3 protein-coding genes are annotated in these 15,154 nt (G+C 75.7%); all 3 read left to right on the top strand.

Annotated elements, in window-relative coordinates:
* The first annotated feature begins 199 nt into the window (after positions 1 to 199).
* Positions 200 to 8,194 carry a non-ribosomal peptide synthetase gene (locus tag FHS37_RS35520; protein ID WP_184828948.1) on the top strand — a complete coding sequence of 2,665 codons (7,995 nt, stop codon included), beginning with the start codon at positions 200 to 202 and terminating at the stop codon, positions 8,192 to 8,194.
* On the top strand, positions 8,191 to 11,370 hold the full coding sequence (locus FHS37_RS35515) for a non-ribosomal peptide synthetase (RefSeq protein WP_184828946.1): 3,180 nt from the start codon (positions 8,191 to 8,193) through the stop codon (positions 11,368 to 11,370). The genes FHS37_RS35520 and FHS37_RS35515 overlap by 4 nt, the downstream gene beginning before the upstream one ends.
* A gap of 59 nt (positions 11,371 to 11,429) precedes the next feature.
* The coding region (locus FHS37_RS35510; protein WP_184828944.1) for a non-ribosomal peptide synthetase at positions 11,430 to 15,154 on the top strand (3,725 nt) is incomplete at its 3' end.

Raw genomic sequence — 15,154 nt, 5'->3', positions numbered from 1 at the left:
CGGGCTTCCCCGTGCCTGGGGGGACTGCTGCACCGGGGCACTGTCCGGCGCACGACGAGAGGCAGGAGCCAGCGGGTCGCCGTGCGGGCGCTCTTCCGCGCCGGCGCCCGCGGCCGCTCCGCGCGGACCGGCGGAGGAGCGGGACTGAGCGATAACGCGCCGATAGGGCGCGCATGCCGGTCCCCCCGAGACTGGCAGGGTGTCAGACCCGACCACGTACCGGACCGCGAGCGCCGCACACCAGGGCATCTGGCTGGCCCACCAGCTGGACCCCGGCAGCACGCTGTACACCTGCGGTGTCCGCCTCGTCCTCGAAGGCCGCCTGGACGTCCCGTCGCTGCGTGCGGCCGTGCGGCGTGCGCTCACGGAGGCGGAGAGCCTGCGGGCGCGGTTCGTCGCGTACGAGGACGGACTGCGCCTGTTCGTCGCGGACGTCCCCGAGGACCCGCTGCCCGTCGTCGACCTGCGCGCGGAGCCCACCGGCGCGGAAGCTGCCGCCCGTGCCTGGACCGACGCCGACCTGGCCACCCCCATGGACCCCGGGCACGGCCCGCCGGCCGCGCACACCCTGCTCAGGCTGGCCGACGACCGGGCCTGGCTGCACCTGCGCTACCACCACATCGTCCTCGACGGCTACGGCCAGAACCTCTACCTGCGCCGCCTCGCGGACCTCTACAGCGACCTGGCCGCGGGCCGCGACCCCGGCGCCGGTCCCTTCGCCCCACTGGACCGCCTCCTCGCCGAGGACGAGGAGTACCGCCTCTCCTCGCGCCACGCCCGCGACCGAGCCCACTGGCTGCGCGAGTTCCGCGAGCGGCCCGTCCCCGTCACCCTCTCCGGACGCACCGCCGCGCCCTCGGCAGCCGTGCTGCGCAGCGCCGTACGGCTGCCCGCGGAGCGGGTGAGCGGCCTCCTCGACGCGGTGCCGGGCGCCGCGGGCCGCTGGTCGCTGCTCGTCGTCGCCGCGACCGCCGCGTATCTGCACCGGCTCACCGGCGCGCGTGAGGTGGTCCTCGGACTGCCGCTGGCGGCACGCGTGGGGCGGGCGGCCGCGGCCACCCCGTCGATGGCGGTGAACGTGCTGCCGCTGCGCCTCACCCTCGACACCACCACGACGTTCTCCCAGCTCGTCGCCCAGACCCGCGGACGCGTCAGCGACGCGATCGGGCACCAGCGCTACCGGGGCGAGGAACTCCGCGCGGAACTGGGACTGCTGGACAACTCGCACGACCTGTACGCGGTGTCCGTCAACACCGTCGCCTTCACGGAGGAACCGGACTTCGCCGGTCTGCGTGTCACCCGCCACCAGGTCATGACGGGACCGGTCAAGGACCTGTCGGTCGTCGCCGTCGGTGCGCAGGACGGCAGCGGCGGCGTCCTCGTCGAACTCGAAGCCAACCCCGCCGTGTACGACGAGACGGAACTCGCCCGGCACCGCGACCGCTTCACCGCATACCTGGACGCCCTCGCACGCACCCCCGACGAGCCAGTGGCCCACGTCGAGGTGCTCTTCGGGGAGGAGCGCCGACTGCTCCACGCGTGGCGCGACCCCGGCCCGGACGCGCCCCCGCCGACGGAGAGCCTCGCGCGGCTCTTCGAGCGCCGGGCCGCGACCCACGCCGCGAAGACAGCGCTCGTCGACGCCGAACAGACCCTCACGTACGCCGAGCTGAACGCACGGGCGAACCGGCTCGCCCGGCTCCTCGTCGCGCGGGGCGTGCGGCCCGGCGATCTCGTGGGCGTGCTCATGGAGCGCTCGGCGCACCTCGTGGTGGCGCTCCTCGCGACGCTGAAGGCCGGCGCGGGCTATGTGCCGCTGGACCAGGGCCATCCCCGGGAGCGGTCCCGGCAGATCCTCGACGACACGGCGGCGCGCCTGCTCCTCGTCGACGCCTCGGCGACGGCACACGGGGACGTGTCAGGGAGCCTGCCCGTGATCGAGGTGGGTCCGGGCAGCGGGAGCGGAGAGAAGGGCGAGCACGACGGGGCGGGGGCCGGGACCTCCGCCGACCTCGGCGTCGACGTGCCGGGGGACGCTCTGGCGTACGTGATGTCCACCTCCGGGTCGACCGGCCGCCCCAAGGGCGTGGCGGTCACCCACACGGGCGTGGCCGCCTTCGCGCTCGACCGGTGCTGGAGCGACGCCGTCGCCGAGTGCGTGGTCTTCCACGCCAACCACGCCTTCGACGCCTCGACGTACGAACTCTGGGTCCCGCTGCTGCGCGGCGGACGCGTGGTCGTGGCACCGGCAGGGCCGCCCACCGCCACGCACATCGGGCGGCTCATCGCTACCCACCGGGCCACCAACCTCCACGCGACCGCCGGTCTCTTCCGGGTCCTCGCCCAGGAGGCGCCGCACATCTTCGCCGGGCTGCGGGAGATCTCCACCGGCGGCGACATCGTCTCCGCGGACGCCGTCCGCGCCCTGCAGCGGGCCTGTCCTGACCTGGTGGTCCGCTCCACCTACGGGCCGACGGAGACCACCGCCTTCGCCACCCACATCCCGTTCACCGCCACCGACCCGGTGCCCGACGCCGTGCCGATCGGCCGTCCTATGGACCACACGCGCGCCCACGTCCTGGACGCACGGCTGCGCCCCGTCCCCATCGGAGTCCCGGGCGAGCTGTACCTGGCGGGCGCGGGCCTGGCCCGCGGCTACTGGCGGCGTCCCGTCACGACCGCCGAACGGTTCGTGGCCGACCCCTTCGGCGGACCGGGCGAGCGCATGTACCGGACGGGGGACATCACCCGTTGGCGCCCGGACGGCACGCTCGAATACCTGGAGCGCGCCGACGACCAGGTCAAGGTGCGCGGCTTCCGCGTCGAGCTCGGTGAGGTCGAATCGGCGCTCAGACGCCACCCCGAGGTCGGCCAGGCGGTCGCGGTGGTGCGGGAGTCCGGCGCACAGGTGACGGCGGGATCCGGCCCGGCACGGCAACGGGACGCGGTGGACAAACGGCTCGTCGCCTACGTGGTGCCCTCGGACACGGCCGGCTCCGGCGGGGCGCCGCACCCCCGGGAGCTGCGTGCGGCGCTGGCCCGGCGGTTGCCGGGCTACATGGTGCCGTCGGCCGTCGTCGTCCTGGACGCCCTGCCGATCACGGCGAACGGCAAGCTCGACCGCGCCGCCCTGCCCGTGCCCGACTTCGGCGCACCGACGCCCGGGCGGGCGCCCCGCACCCCGCTGGAGGCGGTGCTGTGCGAGCTCTTCGCCGACGTCCTCGGCGTCGAGCGGGTGGGCATCGACGACAGCTTCTTCGACCTGGGCGGGCACTCTCTGACGGCCACGCGCCTCGCGGGCCGGGTGCGCTCGCGGCTCGGCCTGGAACTCGAGATGCGGACCCTGTTCGAGACGCCGACGGTCGCCGCGCTGTCCCAGGACCCGGCGCAGGCGAAGCGGGTACGGCCGCCGCTGGAGCCCGCGCTCCCCGCCCCACCGCACGCTCCGCTGCCGCTGTCGCACGCCCAGCGCCGCCTGTGGTTCATCGCGCGGCTGGAGGGCCCGAACGCGACCTACAACATGCCGCTGGCCCTGCGGCTCTCGGGGCCGCTCGACCGGCCCGCCCTCGCCCGGGCGCTGGCCGACGTGGCGGACCGGCACGCGCCCCTGCGCACCGTCTTTCCCCAGGGGCCCGACGGCCGGCCCCACCAGCGGATCCTGGACGGCCGGGAGGCCGGACCGCCGCTCACCACGGTCGAGTCGGATCCCGACGAACTGCCGGGGCTGCTCGCCACGCAGGCCGCACGCGCCTTCGACCTCACCCGCCAGGCGCCCCTGCGCGCCACGCTGTTCGCCGTCGCCCCCGACGAGCACGTCCTGCTCCTGGTCGTTCACCACATCGCGGGCGACGCCTGGTCGGTACCACCGCTGCTGCGGGACCTGTCCGCGGCGTACGCCGCCCGCCGCGCGGGGAGCCCCGCAGACCTGCCGCCGCTGCCCGTGAGCTACTCGGACTACACCCTCTGGCAACGGGACCTGCTGGGTGCACCGGACGACCCCGACAGTCTCGCCGGTGAACAACTCGCTTACTGGCGCCGGGCGTTGGAGGGACTCCCGCAGGAACTGGCCCTGCCCTACGACCGGCCGCGCCCGCAGGCCGCCTCCCACCGGGGCGGCTCCGTGCCGCTGGTCGTCGGCGCGCGGCTGCACGACCGGCTCCGGCGGCTGGCCCGCGACGCCGGGGCCAGCGTGTTCATGGTCGTGCAGGCCGCCGTCGCCGCACTCCTCACCCGACTCGGCGCGGGCGAGGACATCCCCCTCGGGGCGCCCGTGGCCGGGCGCGCGGAGGACGCCCTCGACGATCTGGTGGGCTTCTTCGTCAACACGCTCGTGCTGCGCACCGACACCTCGGGCGACCCGACCTTCCGCGAACTCCTCACCCGAGTGCGGGAGCGGGACCTGTCGGCGTTCGCCCACCAGGACCTGCCCTTCGACCGGCTCGTCGAGGCACTCAACCCCCCGCGATCGCTGGCGCGGCACCCGCTGTTCCAGGTGATGCTCGCCTTCCAGAGCGTGCCCGACGCCGAGGCGGAACTGACCGGGCTGCGCGTGCGGCGCGAGCCGCTCGCGGCGCCCGCCGTCAAGTTCGACCTCTCCTTCGAGCTCGCCGAACGCTTCACGACAAAGGGCGCTGCCGCCGGAATCAGCGGCAGCGTCGAATACGCCCGCGACCTGTTCGACGAGCGCACGGCGGCCGCCGTCGCGCGGCGCCTGGTGCGCCTCCTCGACGCGGTGACCGCCGACGCGGGTCTTCCGCTCAGTGGCATCGACATCCTCGAACCCGCCGAGCGCGCCGTCCTGCTGGCCGACTGGGACGGCACCGGCGGCCCGCTCCCCGGAGCCACGGTGCCGGACCTCTTCGCCGCCCACGTGGCCCGCACGCCGCAGGCCACCGCGCTCGTCTTCGGCGACACCGAGCTGTCGTACCGCGAACTGGCCGCCCGCGTGGACCGTCTGACCGCCCGCCTCGACCGGCTCGGAGCGGGCCCCGAACACGTCGTCGGCATCGCGCTGCCGAGGTCCACCGAGCTGATCGTCACGCTCCTGGCGGTCCTCCGGACCGGCGCCGCCTTCCTGCCGCTGGACCCGCACCTTCCCCCGGACCGCATCGCGTTCATGGCCGAGGACGCGGCCCCGGTGCGCGTCGTGACACGCGAGTCCCTCGTGGCGGGACTGCCGGACACGGGGTGCGAGCTGCTCGTACTGGACGAACCCCGCCCGCACGAACCCGCCCCGGACGGGCCCGGGGGACCGGCCGGCCCCCGCGACCCCGCCCCGGCGCCGGTCCCACCCGGAGGCCACCCCGCCTACGTGATCTACACGTCCGGGTCCACGGGGCGGCCGAAGGGTGTCGTGGTGACGCGGGACGGCCTCGCCAACCGGCTGTCCTGGATGCAGCAACGCTATCCCCTCGCCCCCGGCGACCGGGTGCTGCAGAAGACCCCCATGAGCTTCGACGTGTCCGTCTGGGAGTTCTTCTGGCCCCTGACGCAAGGCGCGACGCTGGTCCTCGCCGAACCGGAGGGGCACAAGGACCCGGACTACCTGGCCGACGTGATCCGCGAGCGCGGCGTGACCGTGGCCCACTTCGTGCCGTCGATGCTCCAGGCCTACCTGCGGGCGCCGCGCGCCGGTGAACCCTCGCCGCTGCGCCGGGTGTTCTGCAGCGGGGAGGCACTGTCCCGGGAGCTGGAGGCGGACTTCCACGCCACCGCCGACGCACCGCTGACCAACCTCTACGGGCCGACCGAGACCACGGTGGACGTCACCGCCTGGGACTGCCGCCCCGCCGACGCCACGAACGCCGGGCCCGTGCCGATCGGCGAGCCCGTCACCAACACCCGCCTCTACGTCCTGGACGGCCGCCTCGGTCTCGTCCCGCCGGGCGTGGTGGGGGAACTGTACGTGGCGGGCGTACAGCTGGCACGCGGCTACGTGCGGCGGCCCGGACTGACGGCGGAACGCTTCGTGGCGGACCCGTTCGCGGCGGCGCACGGGCTGGCCGGTGAGCGCATGTACCGCACCGGCGACCTGGCGCGCCGACGGCCCGACGGACGGCTGGAGTACGTCGGGCGCGCCGACGACCAGGTGAAGGTGCGCGGCTTCCGCATCGAGCCGGGCGAGGTCGAGGCCGCCCTGCTCCGCCACCCCGGCGTGGCGCAGGCCGCGGTGGTGGTCCGGGGGGACGGTCCCGGGGAGCCCCGGCTCATCGGCTACGTGGTGCCGCGCGCCCCACGCGACGTGTGCGACCCGGTGGACGTGCGGCGCTCCGTGCGGGAGCTGCTGCCCGACTACATGGTGCCGTCGGCCGTCGTCGTCCTGGACGCCCTGCCGGTGACGGCGAACGGCAAGCTCGACCGCGCGGCGCTGCCGGCGCCCGGACTCACCGTCGCACCCGGCGGCCGCACCCCCCGCACAGCCCGCGAGCGGACGCTGTGCGCGCTGTTCGCCGAGGTGCTCGCGGTGGACTCGGTCACCGTCGACGACGGTTTCTTCGACCTCGGCGGCGACAGCATCCTCTCGATCGACCTGGTCGGCCGGGCACGTGCGGCCGGCATCGGGCTCACGCCCGGTGACGTGTTCCGCTGCTCGACGGTCGCGGAACTCGCCGACGCGGTACGCGACCTGACCGACGACAGCACGCCCATCGGACCCCGGCCGGGGTCCGCGACGGGCGACCTGCCGCCGACGCCCGTCATGCACTGGCTCCGCGAGCGCGGTGGCACGGCCGACGGCTTCCACCAGTCGGTGCTGGTGTGGACCCCGCCGGGGCTCGACGAGGCGGGCCTCACCACGGTGCTGCGGGCCCTGCTCGACCACCATGACGCCCTGCGGATGCGCCTGGACGGCGACGACACGCGGTGGCTCCCGCACATCCGCGAGGCGGGCACCGTCGACGCGGCCCGCTGCCTGCGCAGGATCGACGTGGCCGGGGCGGACGACGCGGAGCTGCGCGGGCGCGTCGCCGCGGAGGCCGCTGGCGCGGCGGACCGCCTGAGGCCGCGCGAGGGGGTCGTGCTGCAGGCCGTGTGGTTCGACGCGGGCCGCGAGCGGCACGGCCGGCTCAGCATCACGGCACACCACTTGGCGGTCGACGCGGTGTCGTGGCGCATCCTGCTCGCCGACCTCGCCGCCGCATGGGAGGCCGTCGCCGAGGGGCGCCGCCCGGCACTGGCGCCCGTGCCGACCTCCCTGCGGAGCTGGGCCGCCGCCCTCGTGGCCCAGGCGCGGACGCCGGAACGGCTGGCGGAGCTGCCCTTCTGGACCGCACTCCTGAAGGAGCCCGAACCGCCCCTGGGCGACCGCCCGCTGGACCCGCGGACCGACCTGGTCGAGACCGCCCGTTCCCACACGGTGACCCTCCGGGCGGCGGACACGGAACCGCTCCTGGACCGGGTGACCGCCGCCTTCCGCACCGACGTGCCCACCGTGCTGCTCACCGGCCTCGCCGTCGCCCTCGCCGCATGGCGCCGCGACCGCGGCCGGACCGGGGGCGGGAGCGTGCTGATCGACGTGGAGGGGCACGGCCGCGACGCGTCGCTCGTGCCGGGCGCCGACGTGTCCCGCACGGTGGGCTGGTTCACGGCCCTGCACCCCGTACGCCTGGACGCGGGCCTCGACGACGACACCGAGAACGGCACCGGCCGGGACGACACCTGGGCCGGCATCCGGGCCGGGGGCCCCGCGCTGGGTGCCGCGCTGAAACGGGTCAAGGAACAGCTGCGGGCGGTGCCCGACAACGGCGTCGGCCACGGCCTGCTGCGCCATCTGAACAGCGACACGGCGGACGCGCTCGCCGCGCTCGCCCGCCCGCAGATCCTCTTCAACCACCTGGGCAGACTCGCCGTCGCCGACTCCCTCGCGCCCACCCCCTGGCGGCCCGTCGCCGCCCCGCAGGGACCGCCGCACGGCACGCCGGGCCCGGCCCTGTCCCACGTACTGGAGATCACGACGCTGGTCGAGGTCCACGGCAGGGGACCACGCCTGCGCGCCACCCTCTCCTGGCCCGGCGGCCTGCTCGCCGAGGCGGAGGTGGCCGGACTCGCCCGGACGTGGCTGGAGGTCCTGCGGGGCCTCGTCCGCCACGCCGAGCGGCCGGGCGCGGGCGGCCGGTCCCCGTCCGACCTCGGCCTGGTCTCCCTCAGCCAGGAGCAGATCGAGCGGCTCGAACACACCTGGAGGACAGCGCGGTGAGCGCGGACATCGAAGACATCCTGCCGCTGACACCGCTGCAGGAAGGGCTGCTGTACCACGCCCAGCACGGCACGGCGGGCCCCGCGGGCACGGTGGACGGCTACGGCGTGCAGCTGACCCTGCGCCTGGCCGGCACCGTGGATCACGGCCTGCTGCGCGCCGCCTGCCGGGCCCTGCTGCGCCGGCACCCGAACCTGCGCGCGGGATTCCTGCACCAGGACCTCGACCGGCCCGTCCAGGTCATCGCCGCCGACGCGGACGCCCCGTGGCAGGAGCGGGACCTGCGGGGCACGGACGCGCCGCGCGCACGGGAGGCGGCGGCCGACCGGCTGCTCGCCGACGAGCGCGACCGCGGCTTCGACCTGACCCGCCCGCCTCTGCTGCGCTTCACCCTCCTCCAGCTCGCCGACGAGGAGCACCTGTTCACCCTCACGTACCACCACATCCTCCTCGACGGCTGGTCGGTGCCCGTCCTCGTACGGGAACTGCTCACCCTCTACGCGCACCGCGGCGACCCGGCGCACCTGCCGAAGGCCCGCCCCTACCGCGAGTACCTCGTGTGGCTCGCCGAACGGGACCAGGACGCCGCCCGGGCCGCGTGGTCCGCGGCACTCGCCGGACTGGAGGGGCCCACGCGCCTGTCGACGGCGACCCGCCCCGGGCAGGACCGGAAACCGCCCCGCGCCGACCCGCCGCCGCGGGCGCCCGCGCACGTCACCGCAGACCTGTCCGAGCGGCTCTCCCGGGACCTGCGCGCGTGCGCCGCCGCGCACGGGGCCACCCTGAGCACCCTGGTCCAGGGCGCCTGGGGCGTCCTCCTGCACAAGCTGACCGGGCGGGACGACGTGGTGTTCGGCAGCGTCGTCGCGGTGCGGCCGCCGGAACTTCCCGGTGTCGCGGACATGGTGGGGCTGCTCATCAACACCGTGCCCGTGCGCGTGCGGACCGCACCCGACGACAGCCTGGCCGCCGTCTGCGCGCGGCTCCGGGGGTGGCAGGCACAGCTGATCGACCACCAGCACGTCGGACTCGCCGAGCTCCAGCGTCTCGCGGGTACCGGCGAGCTGTTCGACACGGTCGTCGTCCACGAGAGCTACCCGGTCGGCCTCGCGCCCGTGACCCCTGCCGTCCCCGGACCGCGCATCACGGGCACACGGGACCGGGGAGGCACGCACTACCCACTGGCCTTGATCACGCACCCCGGCGACCGGCTGAGGCTGCGCCTGGAGCACCGCGCGGACCTCTTCGACGCCGCCACGGCGCGCGGCTTCCTCGACCGCCTGGTCCGGATCCTCCGAGCGGTGGCGACGGACCCGGGGCGCCTGGTGGCCCGGACGGACGTCCTGACCGAGGAGGAACGCGGGCGCGTCCTCACCGACTGGGGCCGGGGCGCGCCCTCGGCCGGCCCCGGGCGGCGGTCCGCCCCCACGCTGCCCGGACTCTTCGCCGCCCGGGCCGCGAGGACCCCCGACCGGGTGGCCGTCGAGGAGGGCGGCACCCGCCTCACCTACCGCGAACTGGACGCGCGGTCCGCGGAGCTGGCCCGCGGGCTCGTCGCGTGCGGCGCGGGCCCGGAGCGCCGGGTGGCCGTCGCGATGGACCGCTCGGCCGACCTCGTGGTGGCGCTCCTCGCCGTGGTGCGGACCGGCGCCTCCTACGTGCCGCTCGACACCCTCTGGCCCGAGGAACGACGCCGCTTCGTCCTGGCCGACACCGGCGCGAGCGTCCTGCTCACCGACGCGCGGACACCGCGCGTCCTCGGCCCGGCCACCGCAGGCGGCCACGCCACGACCGCCCACCCGGACGCCCTCGCGTACGTGATCCACACCTCGGGCTCGACGGGCGTGCCCAAGGGCGTCGCCGTCACGCACCGGGACGTGATCGCCCTCGCGGCCGACACGAAGCTGAGCGGCGACGCGCACGAGCGGGTCCTGCTGCACTCCTCCCACGCCTTCGACGCGTCCACGTACGAGATGTGGGTGCCGCTCCTCAACGGCGGCCGGATCGTCGTGGCACCGCCCGGTCCCCTGACCGCGCCCCGCGTCGAGGAACTGGTCGCCGGGCACGGGCTGACCGGGATGTTCCTGACGGCCGGCCTGCTGCGGGTCCTCGCCGAGGAGGCGGCGGGCTGTTTCGCGGGGCTCCGGGAGGTGTGGACGGGCGGCGAGCGGGTGCCGCCCGAGCCGCTGCGCGCGGTGCTGGACGCGTGCCCCGGCACCACCGTCGTCGCCGGGTACGGGCCGACCGAGACGACGACCTTCGCCACCTGCCGGGCGTTCGCCCCGGGCGACCGGGTCCCGGACGAGGTGCCGCTCGGCCGTCCGCTGGACGGCACGCGCGCCTACGTCCTGGACGGAGCCCTCGGCCTCGTGCCGCCCGGCACGGTGGGGGAGCTGTACCTGGCGGGCGCGGGCGTCGCGCGCGGGTACGCCCACCGCCCGGGCCCGACCGCCGAGCGCTTCGTGGCGGACCCGTTCGCGGCGGCGCACGGGCTGTCCGGTGAGCGCATGTACCGCACCGGCGACCTGGCGCGCTGGACGCCCGACGGGCAGCTGGAGTTCGCCGGGCGTGTCGACGACCAGGTGAAGGTGCGCGGCTTCCGCGTCGAGCCGGGCGAGATCGAGGCGGTCCTCGGCGAGCAGGAACGTGTCGGGCACGCGGCGGTCGTGGCACGCGAGGACCGCCCGGGCGACCGGCGGCTCGTCGCGTACGTGGTGCCGGCCGGCGGGGTCGCCCGCGACGAGGTCGACCCCGCGCAGGTGACCGCGGCGGCGGCCGAGCGCCTCCCGAGCCAGCTGGTGCCCTCGGCGGTCGTCGTCCTCGACGCCCTGCCGCTGACGGTCAACGGCAAGCTCGACCGCGCGGCCCTCCCGGCTCCCGGGCCGGCCGGGGCGGCCGGCGGGCGTGCGCCGCGCTCGGAGCGTGAGCGCGTCCTGTGCGCCCTGTTCGCCGAGGTGCTCGGGCTGCCCGAGGTCACCGTCGACGACAGCTTCTTCGCGCTCGGCGGCGACAGCCTGACGAGCCTGCGCCTGGCGGGCCGGGTCCGCTCAGCCCTGGGCGTGGACCTCGACCTTCCGCTCCTGTTCCGGCACCCGACGGTGGCATCCCTGGAGCCGCTGCTGAAACCGCCCACCGCGGCCGCCACGCGGCGTCCCGCCCTGCGCCGCATGCGCTGACCGGCCAGGGCGTCGCACAGGGCGTCGCACACCGCACCCGGCACAGAGGAGAACCCCGAGTGATCCCCCTATCGTTCGCGCAGCGGAGTCTGTGGCTCACCGGGCAGCTGGAGGGCCGCTCGGCCACCTACAACATCCCGCTCGCCCTGCGCCTGACCGGGGTCCTGGACCGGGCGGCCCTGGAGGCGGCGCTGCGGGACCTGGCCGAGCGGCACGAGAGCCTGCGGACGGTGATCGGGCGGCACGAGGGCGAGCCCTGCCAGCTGGTCCTCGACGCCGACGACGTGGGCGAGCTTCTGACGGACGTGACACCGACCGCCGCGGATGCCCGGGGCGGGACCGCGCCCGCCGTGCTCCTGGGCGAGTGCGCCGCGTACGAGTTCGATCTCACGGCGCAGGCGCCGCTACGGGTGTGGCTGTGCGGGACCGGACCCGACGAGCACCTCCTCGTCCTGGTGGTGCACCACGTCGCGGCCGACGGCTGGTCGATGGGCATCCTGCTGCGCGACCTCGGGCAGGCCTACGCGGCACGACGCCAGGGGCGGGCCCCCGAGTGGGAGGCGCTGCCGGTGCAGTACGCGGACTACACCCTGTGGCAGCGCGAACTGCTCGGCGACGAGGGGGACCCGCACAGTCTCGCCGCCCGCCAGCTGGCCTTCTGGCGGGACCGGCTGGCGGGCCTGCCGGAGGAGCCGGCCCTGCCCACCGACCTGCCCCGGCCCCCGGTCGCGAGCCGGCGCGGCGGCACGGTCCCGCTGGAGCTCGGCCCGGAGCTGCACGGCCGCCTCACCGGTGTCGCCCACGAGCTGGGCGCGAGCCTGTTCATGGTGGTGCGTGCCGGGCTGGTGGCCCTGCTGTCCCGGCTCGGCGCGGGCGACGACATCACCCTCGGCACACCGGCTGCGGGCCGCACCGACGACGCCCTGAGCGATCTGGTGGGCTGCTTCGTCAACACCCTCGTACTGCGCGCCGACACGAGCGGCGATCCGACGTTCACGGACCTCGTGGAGCGTGTACGGGACGCGGACCTGGCTGCGTTCGCACACCAGGACATCCCGTTCGAGCGGCTCGTGGAGGCACTGAACCCGACGCGCTCACCGTCCCGCCACCCGCTGTTCCAGGTGATGCTCGCCTTCCATAAGTTCACCGACATCGTCCCCCGGCTTCCGGACCTGCGCGCCGAGTTGTTGCCGCTCGGCTCTCCCGCCGCCCACTTCGACCTCTCCTTCGACCTCACCGAACGGCACGACGCCGACGGCCGGGCGGCCGGCATCACCGGCATCCTCTGCCATGCCACCGACCTGTACACCCCCGACACCGCCCGGCGCATCGCCGACCGTCTCGTCCGCCTCCTGACCGCCGCTGCCGACGACCCGCGGCGGCCGGTCACCGCCCTGGACATCCTCGCCCCGGCCGAGCGCGCGCTCCTCCTGGCCGAGGGACACGGCACCCACGGCCCGGCCGCCCGGCCGGACACCGTGACGGGGCTGTTCGCGGCGCGCGTGGCGCAGCGTCCGGACGCGACCGCGCTCGTCTTCGGGGACACCGAACTCACCTACCGCGACCTCGACACCCTCTCCGGCCGTCTCGCCCGGCTGCTGCGCGCCCGGGGCGCCGGCCCCGAACGCCTGGTCGCGGTGGCCATGGACCGCTCCGCCGACCTCGTCGTGACGCTCCTCGCGGTCCTCAGGACCGGTGCCGGCTACGTCCCTCTCGCACCCGGCACACCCCTGGCACGCATCCGCCTCGTCCTCGACGACACGCGCGCCGCCCTCCTGCTCACCGACGGCAGCGCCGAACTCCCGCCGGACATCACCGTCCCGGTCCTCGACGTCACCGCCGACCACGACGCGACGGCCCACCGCGACGAGCGCGGCCCGCACCGGACACCGCCGCCCGCCCCCGTCCACCCCGACAGCACCCTGTACGTGATGTACACGTCGGGCTCGACGGGCCGGCCGAAGGGCGTCGTGACGCCGCACGCGGCCGTGGCGGCGTTCGCGGCCCACCGGCCGTGGCTGCGCGACGGCGCCCCGGACAGCGTGCTCTTCCACGCCAACCACGCCTTCGACGCGTCGACCTACGAGGTGTGGGCCACGCTCGCCCACGGCGGCCGCGTGGTGATCGCGCCGCCGGGACCCCTGAACGGCGCGGCCGTGGCCGAGCACATCGCCCGGCACGGTCTGACCCGGCTGCATGCGACCGCCGGCCTCTTCCGCGTCTGGGCGGAGGAGGAACCGGAGGTCTTCCGGGGGCTGCGCGAGGTGACGACCGGCGGTGACGTCGTCTCCGCAGCCGGGGTCCGCGCGGTGCTGCGCGCCTGCCCGGACACCGTGGTCACGGCGGCGTACGGCCCCACCGAGACGACGGCCTTCAGCACGCTCAGCACCTTCACCGGGGACACGGACCGCGTCCCGAACACGGTGCCGATCGGCCGCCCGATGGACGGCATGCGCACCTACGTCCTCGACCACCGCCTCGCCCTGGTGCCGCCCGGCGTGGTGGGGGAGCTGTACGTGGCGGGCACGGGCCTCGCGCGCGGCTACCTCCACCGCCCCGGCCCGACCGCCGAGCTCTTCGTGGCCGATCCGTACGCGTCGGCGTACGGAGCCGGGGGCGAGCGCATGTACCGCACCGGAGACCTGGCCCGCCGACTGCCCGACGGGCAGCTGGAGTTCGTGGGACGCGTCGACGACCAGGCGAAGGTGCGCGGCTTCCGCGTCGAGCTGGGCGAGGTCGAGGCCGCGCTGCTCGGTCACCCGGACGTGGCGCGCACGGTCGCGGCGGTCAAGGAGGACGGCTCCGGCGACAAGCACCTGATCGGGTACGTCGTCCCGGAACGCGGCGGTCGCCCGGAACCGGCCCCCGACGGTGCCCCGGAGCCCGTGGACACCGAGGCGATCCTCCGCCACGCCCGGACCGTGCTCCCCGACCACGCGGTGCCGTCCGCGATCGTGCCCCTGCGGACGCTGCCGCTCACCGCCAACGGCAAGCTGGACCGCGCGGCCCTGCCGCACCCCGGCCCCGCAGCCGCGGTCCCTGGCGGCCGCGCCCCCCGCTCCCGGCGCGAACACGCCCTGTGCGCGCTGTTCGCCGAGATCCTCGGCCTGCCCGAGGTGACGATCGACGACGACTTCTTCGCCCTGGGCGGTCACTCGCTGCTCGCGACCCGTCTGGTCAGCCGGGCGCGGGCCGAACTCGGCATCGACCTGGACATGGCGGATCTGTACGCGGCGCAGACGGTGGAGGCGCTGGCCCGCGAACTCCCCGGGACCGGCGGCAGGCCGCGCCCGCCCGTACGCGCCCCCCGGCACCGGCCCGACCGGCTCCCGGTGTCCTTCGCCCAGCAACGGCTCTGGTTCCTCGGGGAGTTGTCGGGCCGTTCGGCGACGTACAACATCCCCTTGACGGTCCGGCTGACCGGTGCCGTGGACGTGGCCGCCCTCGCGGCGGCGCTGCGGGACGTGGTCGAGCGGCACGAGAGCCTGCGGACGGTGATCGGCCAGGCCGGGGGCGAGCCGTTCCAGCGGGTGCTCGACATGACCGAGGTGGGCGAACCGCTCACCGTGGTGGAGAGCGCCCCGCAGCAGCTGCCGCACACGGCGGCCACCCACGAGTTCGACCTGGCGGCGGAGCCGCCGTTACGGGCGTGGTTGACCGCGACCGGCCCCGGCGAGCACCTCCTCGTCCTCGTGGTGCACCACATCGCGGCCGACGGCTGGTCGATGGGGCCGCTGGCCCGTGATCTGGGGCGGGCGTATGCGGCGCGTTGTGAGGGGCGGGG

This window comes from Streptomyces griseomycini, assembly GCF_014203535.1.
Classification (GTDB): Bacteria; Actinomycetota; Actinomycetes; order Streptomycetales; family Streptomycetaceae; genus Streptomyces; species Streptomyces griseomycini.
The sequence above is the reverse complement of the archived record's forward strand: the minus strand, read 5'-3'. Positions and strand labels throughout refer to the sequence as shown.